Source organism: Pseudomonas sp. 31 R 17 (genome assembly GCF_900004915.1).
Taxonomy (GTDB): Bacteria; Pseudomonadota; Gammaproteobacteria; order Pseudomonadales; family Pseudomonadaceae; genus Aquipseudomonas; species Aquipseudomonas orientalis_A.
Map to the genome: position 1 here is coordinate 13,110 of NZ_CVTN01000034.1, position 15,446 is coordinate 28,555.

Sequence of the window (15,446 nt, forward strand, 5' to 3'; positions counted from 1 at the left end):
ATGCTCGTGCAATAGACTGTTACAGATGCTGCGATGATGGGCCGAGGGCAAGGAAAGTAGGAAGGGCAAGCACCGCCCTTTGTAGGAGCGAGCTTGCTCGCGAAAAACTCACAGACACCGCGTTGATTCAGGAAGCACGCGTTATCGTTGACGTTTTTCGCGAGCAAGCTCGCTCCTACAGAGGGCACCGGCAGTCGGTCAGCGAAACGCCGGCATTACCTGCTCGATAAACAGTGCCAGGGACTTCTTTTTCTCGGCATGGGGCAGGCTGTTGTCGCACCAGAAGCTGAACTCATCCACGCCCAGTTCCTGGTAGTACCGAATGCGCGGGATGATCTCTTCTGCGGTGCCGATCATCGCGGTTTTGTGCAGGCTCTCCAGCTCGAACTCTGGCCGCGCGGCAAACTTCTCTTCCGGGCTTGGCTCGAGAAAACCATTGACCGGCACGCTCTTGTTGCCGAACCAGGCATCGAAGGTGCGGTAGAACTTCGAGATCGCCTTGGCCCCGACTTTCCAGCCCTGGGGATCATCAGCGGCGTGCACGTGGGTGTGGCGCAGCACCATCAATTGCGGGCGGGGCACGCCAGGGTTGTTGTCCAGGGCAGCCTGGAATTTGTTTTTCAGGTCCAGGACTTCTTCGTCGCCTTTCATCAGCGGCGTGACCATCACGTTGCAGCCGTTGGCCACTGCAAAATTGTGGGAGTCGGGGTCGCGGGCGGCGATCCACATCGGTGGGGTGGGCTGCTGGATCGGCTTGGGCACGCTGGTGGAGGTGGGGAATTTCCAGATGTCGCCGTCATGGGCGTAGTCGCCTTGCCACAGGGCGCGCACCACCGGCACCATTTCGCGCAGGGCCTGGCCGCCGCTCGAGGCGGGCATGCCGCCGGCCATGCGGTCGAATTCAACCTGGTAAGCGCCTCGGGCCAGGCCCACTTCCATGCGCCCGTTGCTGATCACGTCGAGCAACGCGCATTCCCCCGCCACCCGCAGCGGGTGCCAGAACGGCGCGATGATGGTGCCGGCGCCCAGGCGAATCGTGGTGGTCCTGGCCGCAAGGTAAGCCAGCAACGGCATCGGGCTTGGCGATATGGTGTATTCCATCGCGTGGTGTTCGCCAATCCACACGGTGCTGAAGCCACCGGCTTCGGCCATCAGGGTCAGTTCGGTCAAGTCTTCGAACAACTGACGGTGGCTGACGCTTTCATCCCAGCGTTCCATGTGTACGAACAGCGAAAATTTCATGACGCGTACCTCGGATCTATTGTTATTTTTCCGCAAAAAACGGGTTGAGCGGGGTGTCAGGCAGGCACCGGCAGGGTACCCATCTTGCCGTGGCAATACACCAGGGGGTTGTTCGGCTGCGCCGGCACGATCAGGTTCTCGACGGCGCCCACCATGATTGCGTGGTCGCCGCCTTCGTATTCGCGCCACAGCTGGCATTCAATGACCGCCGTGGCGTTGGCCAGGATCGGATTGCCCAGTGCACTCAGGGTCCACTCGATGCCCTGGGCCTTGTCCTTGCCTTTGCGCGCAAAGGCATAGGCTTCGCTCTGCTGCCCGCCGGACAGCACATGGATGGCGAAGCGCTTGTTTTTGATCAGTATGGGGTAGGAGTCGGAGCTGTAGTTGGGGCAGAAGAGCACCAGGGCCGGGTCCATGGACAGCGAGCTGAATGCGCTGGCGGTGAGGCCGACGATTTGCCCGTCGTCGTCCAGCGTAGTAATCACGGTGACCCCGGACGGAAACGAACCCATCACTTGTTTGTAGATGGCGGCATCGATCATGGGATGGTCCTCTGCTATGAAGCGGTTTTTTTAAATTTATAGGTCTGATGGTATACCGTAATACAGGAGTTGCAAGGGCTTTTTTGGACAGGCGATAAACGTGCCCAGGACCCGCCAAAGGCCTTTATTACGGGGATTTATCCCGTGATGGCGGTTGTTCTCGGGGCGCGATTGCCGGATCAGAGGCGGGCTAAAACAGCGGATCAGCCTTGTTAAAATGTTGGAATACCATAATATGGTGTTCGTCTTAGGGGCGGCCATCGAGCGCCCTCCGGATGGCGTCAAACAACTATAAGATCAGACAAACGCGAGTTATCCCTATGCCTCAGATGTCCCGGCAAGACCCCCTGATCGAGCATCACACGGTCGATTACGTCCCCCTCGCAGAGCGCCACGGGAAGGCCCGCGACCTGTTCACGTTATGGTTCAGTACCAATATCGCGCCGCTGCCCATCGTCACCGGCGCGATGGTGGCCCAGGTGTTCCATCTCAACCTGCTGTGGGGGCTGCTGGCGATTGCCCTCGGGCATCTGCTGGGCGGCATCGTGATTGCCCTCGCATCCGCCCAGGGCCCGCGCATGGGCATCCCGCAGATGGTGCAGAGCCGTGGCCAGTTCGGGCGCTACGGCGCGCTGCTGATCGTGTTTTTCGCGGCGCTGATCTACATCGGCTTTTTCATTTCCAATATTGTGCTGGCCGGAAAATCCATCGTCGGCCTCGTACCCTCGGTGCCGGTGCCGGCGAGCATCCTGATCGGCGCGCTCAGCGCCACGGCCATCGGCGTGATCGGCTACCGCTTTATCCATACCTTGAACCGCATCGGCACCTGGGTGATGGGCAGCGCATTGCTTGCCGGTTTTGTCTACATCTTTGCCCATGACCTGCCGGCCGACTTCCTCACCCGTGGCGGTTTCAACGCCGCCGGCTGGCTGGCCACGGTGTCGCTCGGGATCATCTGGCAGATCAGCTTCTCGCCCTACACCAGCGACTATTCGCGTTACCTGCCGGCCGACATCGGCATCACCCGGCCGTTTATCGCCACCTACCTGGGCGCAACCCTGGGCACCATCCTGTCATTTGCCTTCGGCCTGGTGGCGGCGCTGGCCACACCGGAAGGCACCGAAGCGATGGTCGCGGTCAAGCAGGCCACCGGCGCGCTGGGGCCGATCCTGATGGTGCTGTTCCTGCTCAATATCATCAGCCACAACGCACTGAACCTGTACGGCGCGGTGCTTTCGATCATCACCTCGATCCAGACCTTCGCCAGCCGCTGGACCCCCAGTATCAAGGTGCGCGTGGCGCTGTCAGGCGTGATCCTTGCCGGTTGCTGCATGGTGGCGCTGGGCGCGTCGGCGGACTTCATCGCGCAATTTATCGGGCTGATCCTCGCGCTGTTGCTGGTGCTGGTGCCGTGGGCCTCGATCAACCTGATCGATTTCTACGTGATCAAGCGCGGCGTGTACGACATCGCCTCGATCTTCCAGGCCGATGGCGGGGTGTATGGCCGGTTTAACCTGCATGCGATCGTGGCGTACTTCATCGGGATCATCGTGCAACTGCCGTTTGCCAATACGTCGTTGTATGTGGGGCCGTGGGCCAACCTGGTGGAAGGCGCGGACTTGTCGTGGCTGGTGGGGTTGGCGGTGACGTGTCCGTTGTATTACTGCCTGGCGACGCGCAAGCAAACGCAGAAGGTCCGGGCGGCGAAGCTGGGTTATTCGGACTGACCCTCACGTCACATCAAATACCCGGCGCTTGCCGGGTTTTTTTGTAGTCGGTTTTTCCCGGTGACGTAGGCAACTTCTCTATTTTTCTTTTCGCTTTCCAGCGTGTGTCCGGGCCGTATTCGCTTGCTTATATTCCGATGCCCTCTCTATTGGACGCGGGATGCAGGGCATGGCGCAGGGTTATATCAACGACCACACAATCGACTACAGCAGCTTGAAGTCCCGTTTGATGGGAGGCGGTTTGAGCCGCCCGCGCTCCGACCATTTTGATGTGCTCAACCGGCACCTGCGCCATGGGCTGGTCACGCCGGGGCAATTGGTGATTATTCCCGATGCATACAGCGTGGAATGCTCCAGGGACGAAGCCTGGTTGATGCGTCATGCCGAGCGAGTGCGGCGCGATTTGGAACAGAGCTCATCGGCCGGGGCCGCCGTGGTCAATGACTATGACTTGCTGCAGAGCTTGCTGACCTATGGCTCGATTGGCGTCGGCAGCGCGACATCTGCCTGGGCGCGGCATTTGGACGAAATAGTGCATACGTTGGAGGAAATCGAGCGCTTGCATCAACGGATGAAAGCGGGCGGGCTGGATCGCAATGCCTTCATTGGCCAGCGGCAGATGCTATTTGCATCGCTGGATATCCAACTGAGTGGCGTGGCCAGATTGGGTACGGGCTTGCGCGGTAATCAGTCGTTGAAGAAGATCCTCGGGGTCTCCACCAGAAGCTATTTGCATAAGGGTGAGATTGCCGGGTATGCCCAGCGGATTGCGGCAATTGCCCGGGTGTCGAAGTGGTTGGGCAAGGGTATGTATGTGGGCCTGGCGATGGACGTGGGGGCGGCGGGATTGGAGATCAAGGAGGCGTGTATGACGGGGAGGGAGGCGCAGTGTCGGCGGGCCAGGTATGTGGAGACGGGGCGGTTGGCGGGTAGCGTGGCGGGGGCTGCCTGGATTGGCAATTTCGGTGCAAAGGTTGGGGGCAGCCTTTGCCGGATAGCTTTCGCGGTCGCCACCAAGGGGCGTGCTGAGTTGGCCTGTGGAATTATCGGTGGCGCTGCGGGAGGGTATGCAGGAGGTTCTTCTTTGGGAGATGTTGGTGCTTTCATGGGTGGAGAGATCGTAGAAGTCGATGGTGTTTTTTTATTTCAATCAGAGGGGGCTTAATAATGTCGCTCTTTCTTGTCTATAGCATCGTGCTGATGGCGGGGGTGTTCATCCTTCTGGGGCTGATGCTATACGCCGAATACAGAAAACTGGACGAGCTGGAAAGCTATTTCAGTGAGAACGAATGTGTTCGTAGGCACAAACGTTTTTGGAAAAGAAACCAACGGATCGATAAGTTTTACCGCATGGGGCTTATGATTGATTTCCTGTCCGACTCCAAGCGTTTTGTGAAAGCTGGCCTGGTCACCGAGGACGAGTTGGCATTAGTTCCCCTAGCGCTCAGAAGATGGGCCCTGTGGCCCTATCGCATCAGTCATATCTGGGTGGTTGGAACCGTCATCTGGGCCATTTGGTACAGAAGTTGATGCGATGCTCCGATGGCGCAACGGCCAGCTATAAACCAGCTGGCACTCTCCCGGCCGCTGCCGCATGAAGCCTTCCAAGGCGGGCTCAATGCGCCCCGGCCGCCTTGTTCAAATCACTCTCGGCCCACTGCGTATACACGCACGCATCCGCCGTGGCCCAGCGCACCCGCACCGGGTCGCCGGCCTTGAGCGGCATGCCCGCCGCCGAGAGCGCCTTGACCGTCATCGACGTACCGCCCAGGGTCTTCACCGCGCAGGTCTGGCTCTCGCCCAGAAACAGTACCTCCCCGACAATCGCCGAGACTTCATTCCAGCCCGCCGCCAGCGGTTGCTCGATGGCCTGTTCGACGCTCAGCGCCAGGGCCTTTTCCGGGCGCACCATCAGCAATACATCCTGCTCGGTGTGCAGCCCGCTGGTCAGGCGGATCGACAGCGACTGGCCTTCGAACGACGCTGCCGCGTTGCCCTGGGCCTTGAGCTTGAGGAAGTTTGAATTGCCCAGGAACGAGGCGACGAACGCGTTCGGCGGGTTCTGGTACAGGTCGAAACCGCTGCCCAGGCCGACGATTTTGCCGTGGCTGAAAATCGCGATGCGCTGGGACAGGCGCATGGCTTCTTCCTGGTCGTGGGTCACATAGACAATGGTGATGCCCAGGCGCCGGTGCAATTGGCGCAGCTCGTCCTGCAGGTCTTCACGCAGTTTCTTGTCGAGGGCGCCGAGGGGTTCGTCCATCAGCAGGATGCGCGGCTCGTACACCAGCGCGCGGGCGATGGCGACGCGCTGTTGCTGGCCGCCGGAGAGTTGCGAAGGGCGGCGATGGGCGAACGGTTCCAGCTGCACCAGCTTGAGCATGGCGTCGACGCGTTTCTCGCGTTCGGCGCTGGCCAGTTTGCGGATGGCCAGGGGGAAGGCGATGTTGTCGCGCACCGACAAGTGCGGGAACAGCGAGTAGCGTTGGAACACCATGCCGATGTCGCGCTTGTGCGGCGGCACATTGACCAGGGATTGCCCGCTCACCAGGATCTCGCCGCTGCTCGGCGTTTCAAAGCCGGCGAGCATTGACAGTGTGGTGCTCTTGCCCGAGCCGCTGGAGCCGAGGAAGGTGAGGAACTCGCCGTCCTGGATGTCCAGGGAGATATTGTCCACGGCGGCAAAGTCGCCGTAGTACTTGTTCAAGTTGCGCAGGCTGACCAGGGGTTGGCCAGGGTTGCGCACATCTTGGATCACTGCACTCATGTTCTGCTCCTGGGCGCTTAGGCGCTGGTTTCAGTGCGCCGACGAAGGGCGGCGGCAATCACCATGACCAGTACCGACAGGCCGATCAGCAACGTCGAGGCGACGGCGATCACAGGCGTCAGGTCCTGGCGCAGGGTGGTCCACATTTTCACGGGAAGGGTTTGCAGGGTCGGGCTGGCCATCATCACGCTGAGCACCACTTCGTCCCACGAGACGAGAAAGGCGAACAGCGCACCGGCCACCATCCCTGGGCGAATCGCCGGGAAGGTCACCTTGAACACCGCCTGCAAGCGCGAGGCGCCGCAGATCACCGCCGCGTCTTCAATCGACTGGTCGAACAGCTTCAGCGAGTTGATGATCGAGATGATGGTGAACGGCAGCGCGACAATCACATGGCTGACCACAAAGGCGAACATCGTGCCGGTGTAGCCGAGCTTGAGGAACAGCGCGTACACCGCCACGGCGATGATCACCAGCGGCACGATCATCGGCAGGGTGAACAGGCCGTAGAGCAGCTCGCGGCCGGGGAAGCGCCCGCGCACCAGGGCAAACGCGGTCGGCAGCCCCAGGGCAACGGCAAAGAACGTGGTCAGCACCGCCACCTTGAGGCTGGCCATCGCCGCGTTCATCCAGTCGGGGTTGGAGAAAAACTGGCCGTACCATTTCAGTGTCCAGCCCGGTGGCGGGAACACCAGCCATTGCGACGAACCGAACGACAGCAACACGATAAACACGATCGGCAAGAGCAGGAACAGGCCAATCAAACCGGTGGTGGTGTAGAGGCCCAGGCGCAGCCTGCGGCTCATGGCGTTGGGAGTCAGGAGCATGACGGCTTACCTCGCGTTGCTGGCGCCAACCGGGGATTCCGGCTGGAGCTTCAGGTAGAAGTAGAACAGCACCAGCGTGATCAAGATCAGCAACGCCGCACCGGCACTGGCCAGGCCCCAATTGAGGAACGACTGCACCTGCTGGATGATGAACTCCGGCAGCATCATGTTCTGCGCACCGCCCAGCAGGGCCGGGGTGACGTAGTAACCGAGGGACATCACAAACACCATCAACCCGCCGGAAAACAAGCCCGGCCGGCACAGCGGCAGGAACACCCGGAAGAAGTTGGTCCACGGGCTGGCGCCGCAGATGGAACCTGCCTGCAGGATCATCGGGTCGATGGCCTGCATGGTCGCCTGCAGCGGCAGCACGATGAACGGAATCATGATGTAGCTCATGCCGATCACCACGCCGGTGAGGTTATGCACCATCTCCAGCGGTTGATCGATGATGCCCATGGCCATCAACGCCTTGTTGATCACCCCCGAGGCTTGCAGCAATACCAGCCAGGAATAGGTGCGGGCGAGCAGGCTGGTCCACATCGACAGCAGCACGATACTCAGGATCCAACGACCCCAGCCGCGCGGCACCAGGGTAATCGCCCAGGCCAGCGGAAAGCCCAGCAGCAGGCTGAACAGGGTCACCAGGCCGGCCACTGAAAAGGTATTGAGCAACACCCGCGCATACGCCGAGTTGGCAAACAGCTGTTCGTAGTTGCCCAGGCCCGGCACCGGCTCCAGCACGCCGCGCAGCAGCAGGCCGATCAGTGGCGCCAGGAAGAACAGGCCAAGGAACAGCAGCGCCGGAATCAGGTTGCCCGATCCGCGCCAACGCTGTGCCAGGGACGGCGCCCCGGCCCTGGCGCCAACGGTACCGCCGAGGGCGCCCCCGGCCGGCGTGGTTGCCGTCATTTTCATTTGACTAGCCATTCATTCCACCGTGTCGCAATGGCCGGACCGTTCTTGGCCCAGTAGGCGAAATCGAGGGTGATCTGGTCTTTGGCGTAAGCGGTCGGCAGGTTGGGCGCCAGGACCGAATCCAGGCGCTGCACGCTGTCGATGTTCACCGGCGCATAGGCGGTCAGGTTGGAGAAATCCGCCTGGCCCTTGGCACTGCTGGCATTGGCCAGGAATTTCATCGCGGCGGCTTTGTTTTTCGAGCCTTTGGGCACCACGAGGATGTCGGCCATCACCAGGTTCTGCTTCCAGCTCACGCCCACCGGTGCGCCATCTTCCTGCAAGGCGTGGATGCGACCGTTCCAGAACTGGCCCATGCTCACTTCGCCGGAGGCCAGCAACTGTTGCGACTGCGCGCCGCCGCCCCACCAGACGATGTCTTTCTTGATCGTGTCGAGTTTCTTGAAGGCGCGGTCCAGGTCCAGGGGGTAGAGCGTGTCGGCGGGTACGCCGTCGGCCAGCAGCGCCAGTTCGAGCACGCCCGGGCTCGGCCATTTGTAGAGGGCGCGTTTGCCGGGGTAGGTCTTGGTGTCGAACAAGGCGCTCCAGTCCTGCGGTTTGCCGGCGCCGAGCTTGCCTTCGTTGTAGCCGAGCACGAAGGAGAAGAAGAACGAACCGACACCATGGTCGGAGACGAAGCGCGGGTCGATCTTGTCGCGCTGGATCACCGCGAAGTCGAGGGGCTCGAGCAGGCCTTCGGCGGCGGCGCGCAGGGCGAAGTCGGCTTCGACATCCACCACGTCCCACTGCACATTGCCGCTTTCGACCATGGCCTTGAGTTTGCCGTAGTCGGTGGGGCCGTCCTGGACGACGGTGATGCCGCTGGCCTTGCTGAAAGGATCGGCCCACGTCTGCTTCTGCGCATCCTGGGTGCTGCCGCCCCAGCTGACGAAGTTGACGCTTTCGGCTGCCATGGCCGCGTGGGTGGCCACGCTCAACAGTCCCGCGAACAGCGCCGCGGTTGCACCTTTATTCAACACCATGTTTACGCCCTCATTGTTGTGTTTATGAGCGGGGCTTTGCAGTGCCCGCCTGTCGGGAGCAGTCGGTCCGGAGCATCTGATAAAGTCGTCCGGCCTATGGAATATCATATTATGGTATTCCAAACTTTGCGCAAGCACTTTGCCATACCGGCTATCTGCCGACGCTGGGTTTTCAGCCTCAGATGAAAGGGATGCTTTCCACGACTTCCAGGTCGTAACCGGTCAAGCCTGCGTATTTCAGCGGTGGCCCGAGGTGACGCAGTTTGCCTGCGCCCAGGTCCTGCAATATCTGCGCGCCGGTACCCACTTCCGAGTAAATCCGCGACTGCGACCGGCTGAATTGACGCGGCGCCTGGGTCAACTGCGGGACGCGTTCGAGCAATGCCTGGGACGATTCATGGTTGGCCAGCACCACCACCACGCCGCAGCCTTCTGCCGCCACGCGTTGCAGGGCGGCCCACAAGGTCCAGTTGGACGGCCCGCTGTAGTCGGCGCCGACCAGGTCGCGCAGCGGGTCGATCACGTGCACACGTACCAGCGCCGGTTCATCGCGGCGCAGTTGACCCATGACCATGGCCATGTGCACGCCGCCGTCGATGCGGTCTTCAAAGGTGATCAGGCGAAAGGTGCCGTGCACCGTGGGCAGGTCGCGCTCGCCGATGCGCACCACGGTGCGTTCGGTGCTGAGACGGTAGTGGATCAGGTCGGCGATGGTGCCGATCTTGATCCCGTGCTTGCGGGCAAAGGCTTCCAGCTCGGGGCGGCGGGCCATGGTGCCGTCGTCGTTCATCACTTCGACGATCACCGAGGCCGGTGTGTGCCCGGCCAGGCGCGCCAGGTCGCAACCGGCTTCGGTGTGGCCGGCGCGGGTCAGCACACCGCCATCCCTGGCGCGCAGCGGGAAGATATGCCCCGGCTGCACAATGTCGGCGGGGCCGGCGTTGCTGTCCACAGCCGCCGCCACCGTGCGTGCGCGGTCGGCGGCGGAGATGCCGGTGGTCACGCCGGTGGCGGCTTCGATGGACACGGTAAACGCGGTGCTGAACACGCTGCCATTGCTGGGCACCATCTGCTCCAGGCCCAGGCGTTGGCAATGTTCATCGGTGAGGGTCAGGCAGATCAGGCCACGGGCTTCGCGGGCCATGAAGCTGATAGTCTCGGCGGTGCAACACGCTGCAGGCAGCAGCAGGTCGCCTTCGTTTTCCCGGTCCTCGTCGTCCACCAGCAGCACCATCTTGCCCTGGCGGTAGTCTTCGATGATGTCGGCGATGCTGTTGAAGGGCATGGGGAGTGCTCTGCTTGTTGGTTGTATGTATTATGGTATACCACAAATTACAAGCAAGAGGATGTCGCGATGAAGGCCTATTGGATTGCCCATGTGGACGTGTCCGATGCAGAGCAATACACCCAGTACACCCAACGCGCCCCGGCGGCGTTTGCGAAGTTCGGCGGGCGCTTCCTGGCCAGGGGCGGGCGCAGTGAGGCACTGGAAGGCGGGCCGGCACGGCAGCGCAATGTGGTGATTGAGTTTGAGAGCTATGAGCAGGCGGTGGCGTGCTATGAGTCTGCCGAATATCAGGAGGCGAAGGGGCACAGAGCGGGGGTGGGGGAGGCGCAGATCATTATTGTGGAAGGGCTGGCGCCCTAGGTATACCTGGCCGAGTGTGGTCCAAATGTGGGAGGGGGCTTGCCCCCGATGGCGGTGGGTCAGCTATAAACAAGCTGGCTGAAAGACCGCTATCGGGGCATAGGTATCTACACAACTCTGTAGCGCCCAACCGCGTAACCACGATGCGAAGCGAGTCGCTCTTGATCTTGATCTGCTTTTGATCTCAGGCGCCCCGTTAAACCACGCTGGCCGAACGCAGGCTTGAATCCGTGGGCAACCCGGCAGGACGCCGGGTTAGCCGCACTGGGCCATGGATGGCCCATTGCGGCGGCCCACGGATTCAAGCCGGAGAGAGGGCACACCGAGCATTAGCGAGGTGCCGAGTGGTGGGGCAAGAGCCCTTTGCTTACTTTGGGGCTTTTCCAAAGTGAGCCGCCGTAAGGGCGGAACCCTAAGTGGCCGTTACCGCAGAAACGGATATGTACTCGATCTGATCCAACATCCTGGCCAGCCCAGAGGCCGCCATCGGGGGCAAGCCCCCTCCCACATTAGGCTTAAGATCAGCGCATGAAGTGAATCTTGCCGCTGTCATCATTCCCCATGTAAATGCCATACACCCCCGAATGGCGCTCTTCGATATAGCGCTCCAGAATCTGCCGGATCGCCGGGTAGTAGATGCTGTCCCACGGGATGTCCTCGGGGGCGAAGAAGGTGTAGGCCAGGGTTTCCGGGCCGAACTGGCCGGTGATCTCCAGCGCGATGGCGCGGAAGATGATGTACACCTCGCTGATCTTCGGCACGCTGAAAATCGAGTAGGGCGACACGATCTCGGCGCGCACGCCGGTCTCTTCCCAGACTTCGCGCAACGCCGCCTCTTCGGTGGTTTCGCCACCTTCCATGAAGCCCGCCGGCAGCGTCCAGGTGCCGGGGCGCGGGGGGATTGCGCGCTGGCACAGCAGGTATTTGCCGTCCTGCTCGATGATGCAGCCGGTGATGATCTTGGGGTTGATGTAGTGGATGTAGCCGCAGCCCCGGCACATCAGGCGCTCGTGGGTGTCGCCCGGTGGCAGTTGATGACCGAGGTCATGGCCGCCGCAGGTCGGGCAGAAGCTGGGGCCTGGCACGGTCAGTGACCTATGCGCGGTTCTTTGAGCGCTATGGGCAGGGTGATCTCGGGGAGCTTGCCGGTTTCTTCCTGTTTGCGCTTGAGGTAATCCAGGGCCACGGCTGCCGCGGCACGCACGTGATCGACGCAGGCCTGGTGGGCGGCGAGGGGGTCGCCGCTCTTGATCGCCTGGACCATGCGCTCCATTTCCTGGTTGCTGGCGCCCCGTCGGTTCTGCTGGGACACCGAGGTCGCGCGCAGGTAGCTGATACGCGCCTGCAACTGGCGCAACTGCGTGGCGGCCACGTGGTTGCCGCAGCCTTCGAGCAACACATCGTAGAAACCCTGCACGGAGTCGATCACTTGCTGCAGTTCGCCTTCCTTGAGGGCCTTGCGGTTTTCCTCCAGGGCTTTTTCCAGGGCCTTGATGTCCTTGGCCTTGGCGCGCAGGGTGAACAGCTGCACGATCAAGCCTTCGAGCACGCAGCGCAGTTCATAGATATCGACGGCATCGGCCAGGGTGATGATCGCCACCTGCGGGCCCTTGGCATCGGCGAATTCCACCAGGCCTTCGGACTCCAGGTGGCGCAAGGCTTCGCGCACCGAGGTGCGGCTGACGCCAAGGCGGTCGCACAGGTCGCGCTCCACCAGGCGGTCACCGGGCAGCAGCTGGAAATTCATGATGGCGCTGCGCAGTTTCTCCAGCACGATTTCGCGCAGGGTGACCGGGTTGTGATTGACCTTGAAGCTGTCGTCGAGGGGCGCGCGTTTCATGGGGTTTGCTCTGAATGTGGCGGTTAACTGGAGGCCTCGGCATCGGCTTCGGCGAAGGCTTCACGGGCCAGCCGGAAGCTGTCCACGGCAGCGGGAACCCCGCAGTAAATGCCGACCTGAAGCAGAATTTCGCGTATTTGTTCACGACTCAGTCCGTTGCGCAAGGCGCCACGCACGTGCAGCTTGAGTTCGTGAGGCCGATTGAGGGCCGAAATCATTGCCAAGTTTATCATGCTGCGTTCTTTAAGCGACAAACCCTCCCGGCCCCACACATGGCCCCAGCAGTACTCGGTGACCATCTCCTGCAGCGGTCGCGTGAAGTCGTCGGCGTTGTCGATTGAACGCTGTACGTAGGCTTCACCCAGGACTTGCGTACGGATTTTCAGGCCCTGTTCATACTTGTCGTTGCTCATGGTTCAGTGCTCCTCAGGCCAGGGTCGGCAGCGCGCCGAGCTTGCCTTTGTGGTAGATCATCGGCGTGACCGGCTGTGTGGGCAGGATCAGGTTCTTCACCGCGCCGACAATGATCGCGTGGTCACCGCCGTCGTATTCGCGCCACAACTCGCACTCGATGATGGCCGTGGCGTTGGCCAGCAGTGGGTTGCCCAAGTCGCTGAGGTGCCACTCGATGCCCTTGGCCTTTTCCTTGCCTTTGCTGGCGAAGGCGTAGGCTTCGGCGGTCTGGCCGGCGGACAGCAGGTGGATCGCGAAGCGCTTGCTGTCGCGCAGGATCGGGTAGGTGTCCGACGCGTAGTTGGGGCAGAACAGCACCAGGGCCGGGTCGATCGACAGCGCACTGAATGCGCTGGCGGTAATGCCGACGATGCCGCCGTCCGGGTCGAGGGTGGTGACCACCGTGACGCCCGAAGGAAACGAGCTCATGACGTCTTTGTAAATGCCGGGTTCGATCATGGGTGTGGCCTCTTAACGCATCACAAAGGGATCAGGCATGGGCGCCTGGGACAGGTTGATCCACACCGTCTTCAGCTCGGTGTAGGCCAGCACCGAATCGATGCCGCTTTCGCGTCCGTAGCCGCTGTTCTTGAAGCCGCCGATGGGCGCCATGGCCGAGACGGCGCGGTAGGTGTTGACCCAGATAATCCCCGAGCGCACGTCCCGGGCCAGTCGATGGGCGCGGCCCAGGTCGCGGGTCCAGATGCCGGCAGCGAGGCCGAACTGCGAGTCGTTGGCAATCGCCAGCGCTTGGGCTTCGTCCTTGAAACGGATCACCGAAGCCACCGGGCCGAACACTTCTTCCTGCATGATCTTCATTGAGTTGGCGTCGCACTCGAACAACGTCGGCTCATAGAACCAGCCTTCACCGAGGTGCTGCGGGCGTTTGCCACCGGTGCGCAGGCGTGCGCCTTCGGCGATGGCATCCGCCACCAGGCCTTCGACCACGGCCAGTTGCTGGGCGGTGGCCATGGGGCCCATTTCGCTGGCATCGTCCAGGGGGTTGCCGATGCGGATGCGTTCGGCGCGCTGCACCAGGCGCTCGACAAATTCGTCGTAGATGTCGTCCTGCACCAGCAGGCGCGAACCCGACACGCAACTTTGCCCTGACGCCGCGTAGATACCGGCAATCGCACCGTTGATGGCGCTGTCGAGGTCGGCGTCGGCAAAAATGATATTCGGTGACTTGCCACCCAGTTCCAGCGACAGCTTGGCGAAGTTCTCCGCGCTGCTGCGCACCACATGCCGTGCGGTGGCCGCGCCGCCGGTGAAGGCGATTTTGCGCACCAGCGGGTGACGGGTGAGGGCGGCGCCGGTACTTGGGCCGTAGCCGGTCACCACGTTGACCACGCCCGGTGGAATCCCGGCTTCGAGGGCCAGGCGCGCCAGTTCCAGGACAGTCGCTGAAGCGTGTTCCGAGGGCTTGATCACGATGGTATTGCCCGCCGCGAGGGCCGGCGCGAGCTTGATTGCGGTCAGGTACAGCGGGCTGTTCCACGGAATGATCGCGGCGACCACGCCCATGGCTTCGTGCACCGTGTAGGCGAACAGGTCCGGTTTATCCAGCGGCAAGGTGCCGCCTTCGAGCTTGTCGGCCAGGCCTGCGGTGTAGTGGAAGAACTCCGGCAGGTAGCTGACCTGGCCGCGGGTCTCGCGGATCAGCTTGCCGTTGTCGCGGCTTTCCAGCTGCGCCAGTTGTTCGGTGTTCTGGGCGATCAAATCACCCAGGCGGCGCAGCAGTTTGCCCCGCGCGGTGGCGCTGAGGCCACGCCAGGCCGGGCTCTCGAAAGCCGTTTGCGCGGCCTGTACGGCGCGGTCCACGTCGGCTTCATCGGCATCGGGCAATTGCGCCCAGGGTTCGGCCAGGGCCGGGTTGAGGCTGTCGAAAGTCTTGCCGGACAGGGCATCGACCCATTCACCGCCGATGCACATCTGGAAGCGTGCGAGTGTCATGCAACGATCCCCTTTATTGGATTATTTTGGGTGTACACGGTGTCGAGGAACCCCAGCAGCAGGCTGTTGACCAGGCGCGGTGATTCCACCGGCATCATATGCCGTTGCTCGGCCAGCACCGCAACCGTGGCACCGGGAATACAGTCGGCCAGTTGCCGGGCCATTTCCGGCGTCGAGCCGGGGTCCAGTTCGCCGGTGGCGACCAGGGTGGGCACGCGCAGGCCCTTGAGGTCGTCGGCGCGGTACATGTCCTGGGTCGCAAACAGCTCATAGGTGGTGAGGTAGCCCTGGGGATCGTTGCCCGCCAGGGTCTGGCGCAGCGCGGCGATCTGCGCCGGGTTGGCCGCCTGGTATTCAGGGCTGAACCAGCGCGACAGCGCCGCTTGCGCGTTCGCATCCGGCCCGTGCTCGGCGGCCTGTGCCGTGCGCGCGATCACGCCGGCACGCTGCTCGGGGCTGCGGTTGAACACACTGTTGAGCACCACCAGGCTTTTGAGGCGGTCGGGG

16 protein-coding genes and 1 pseudogene are annotated in these 15,446 nt (G+C 62.1%); 4 read left to right on the plus strand and 13 right to left on the minus strand.

From position 1 onward, the window contains the following. Positions 1-198 precede the first annotated feature (198 nt). Entirely contained in the window at positions 199-1,242 is a 1,044-nt protein-coding gene (locus tag BFP89_RS01635; protein WP_065883560.1) for an LLM class flavin-dependent oxidoreductase, read from the minus strand. Positions 1,243-1,298: 56 nt separating this feature from the next. Beyond that, positions 1,299-1,784, minus strand: coding sequence for a flavin reductase family protein (locus BFP89_RS01640; RefSeq protein WP_065883561.1), 486 nt, complete (start codon positions 1,782-1,784; stop codon positions 1,299-1,301). 320 nt (positions 1,785-2,104) lie between these two features. Between BFP89_RS01640 and BFP89_RS01645 the strand changes: the two genes are divergently transcribed. From BFP89_RS01645 to BFP89_RS01655, 3 genes are all read left to right on the plus strand, one after another. After that, on the plus strand, positions 2,105-3,511 hold the full coding sequence (locus BFP89_RS01645; RefSeq protein ID WP_065883563.1) for a purine-cytosine permease family protein: 1,407 nt from the start codon (positions 2,105-2,107) through the stop codon (positions 3,509-3,511). Positions 3,512-3,680: 169 nt separating this feature from the next. Further along, complete coding sequence (locus BFP89_RS01650) at positions 3,681-4,676, plus strand: hypothetical protein (protein WP_065883614.1); 996 nt, start codon at positions 3,681-3,683, stop codon at positions 4,674-4,676. Positions 4,677-4,678: 2 nt separating this feature from the next. Next, complete coding sequence (locus tag BFP89_RS01655; protein WP_065883565.1) at positions 4,679-5,041, plus strand: hypothetical protein; 363 nt, start codon at positions 4,679-4,681, stop codon at positions 5,039-5,041. Between the two features lie 85 nt (positions 5,042-5,126). Here the strand turns inward: BFP89_RS01655 and BFP89_RS01660 are convergent, their stop codons facing one another. The 5 genes from BFP89_RS01660 to ribBA all read right to left on the minus strand — a co-directional run bounded on the left by BFP89_RS01660 (position 5,127) and on the right by ribBA (position 10,330). Continuing rightward, the gene (locus BFP89_RS01660) at positions 5,127-6,278 is read right to left on the minus strand and encodes an ABC transporter ATP-binding protein (RefSeq protein ID WP_065883567.1); all 1,152 of its coding nucleotides are present in this window, start codon (positions 6,276-6,278) and stop codon (positions 5,127-5,129) included. Positions 6,279-6,295: 17 nt separating this feature from the next. Next, entirely contained in the window at positions 6,296-7,105 is an 810-nt protein-coding gene (locus tag BFP89_RS01665; protein ID WP_065883569.1) for an ABC transporter permease, read from the minus strand. 6 nt (positions 7,106-7,111) lie between these two features. Further along, positions 7,112-8,023 (minus strand): ABC transporter permease, encoded by a 912-nt coding sequence (locus tag BFP89_RS01670; protein WP_065883571.1) that lies wholly within the window; start codon positions 8,021-8,023, stop codon positions 7,112-7,114. Next, a complete protein-coding gene (locus BFP89_RS01675) occupies positions 8,020-9,045 on the minus strand; it encodes an ABC transporter substrate-binding protein (protein ID WP_065883573.1) in 1,026 nt (341 codons plus the stop codon). Before BFP89_RS01675 ends, BFP89_RS01670 begins: the two co-directional genes overlap by 4 nt. A gap of 178 nt (positions 9,046-9,223) precedes the next feature. Beyond that, on the minus strand, positions 9,224-10,330 hold the full coding sequence (gene ribBA, locus BFP89_RS01680; protein ID WP_065883575.1) for a bifunctional 3,4-dihydroxy-2-butanone-4-phosphate synthase/GTP cyclohydrolase II: 1,107 nt from the start codon (positions 10,328-10,330) through the stop codon (positions 9,224-9,226). A 69-nt stretch (positions 10,331-10,399) separates the two neighbouring features. On the opposite strand from ribBA, the gene BFP89_RS01685 reads away from it, so the two are divergent. After that, the gene (locus tag BFP89_RS01685; protein WP_065883577.1) at positions 10,400-10,693 is read left to right on the plus strand and encodes a DUF1330 domain-containing protein; all 294 of its coding nucleotides are present in this window, start codon (positions 10,400-10,402) and stop codon (positions 10,691-10,693) included. A gap of 521 nt (positions 10,694-11,214) precedes the next feature. Here BFP89_RS01685 and BFP89_RS01690 read toward each other — a convergent pair. The 6 genes and pseudogenes from BFP89_RS01690 to BFP89_RS29170 all read right to left on the minus strand — a co-directional run. Then, positions 11,215-11,778, minus strand: coding sequence for an NUDIX hydrolase (locus tag BFP89_RS01690; RefSeq protein WP_065883578.1), 564 nt, complete (start codon positions 11,776-11,778; stop codon positions 11,215-11,217). 2 nt (positions 11,779-11,780) lie between these two features. After that, entirely contained in the window at positions 11,781-12,533 is a 753-nt protein-coding gene (locus tag BFP89_RS01695; protein WP_057721964.1) for a GntR family transcriptional regulator, read from the minus strand. Positions 12,534-12,556: 23 nt separating this feature from the next. After that, on the minus strand, positions 12,557-12,946 hold the full coding sequence (locus BFP89_RS01700; RefSeq protein ID WP_065883580.1) for a carboxymuconolactone decarboxylase family protein: 390 nt from the start codon (positions 12,944-12,946) through the stop codon (positions 12,557-12,559). A gap of 13 nt (positions 12,947-12,959) precedes the next feature. Further along, positions 12,960-13,445 carry a flavin reductase family protein gene (locus BFP89_RS01705; RefSeq protein WP_065883582.1) on the minus strand — a complete coding sequence of 162 codons (486 nt, stop codon included), beginning with the start codon at positions 13,443-13,445 and terminating at the stop codon, positions 12,960-12,962. A 12-nt stretch (positions 13,446-13,457) separates the two neighbouring features. Next, positions 13,458-14,939: an aldehyde dehydrogenase gene (locus tag BFP89_RS01710; protein ID WP_065883584.1), complete on the minus strand. Its 1,482-nt coding sequence runs from the start codon at positions 14,937-14,939 to the stop codon at positions 13,458-13,460. Further along, positions 14,936-15,446: pseudogene (locus BFP89_RS29170) on the minus strand (alpha/beta hydrolase); the annotation flags it as partial. The pseudogene BFP89_RS29170 and the gene BFP89_RS01710, both read right to left, overlap by 4 nt.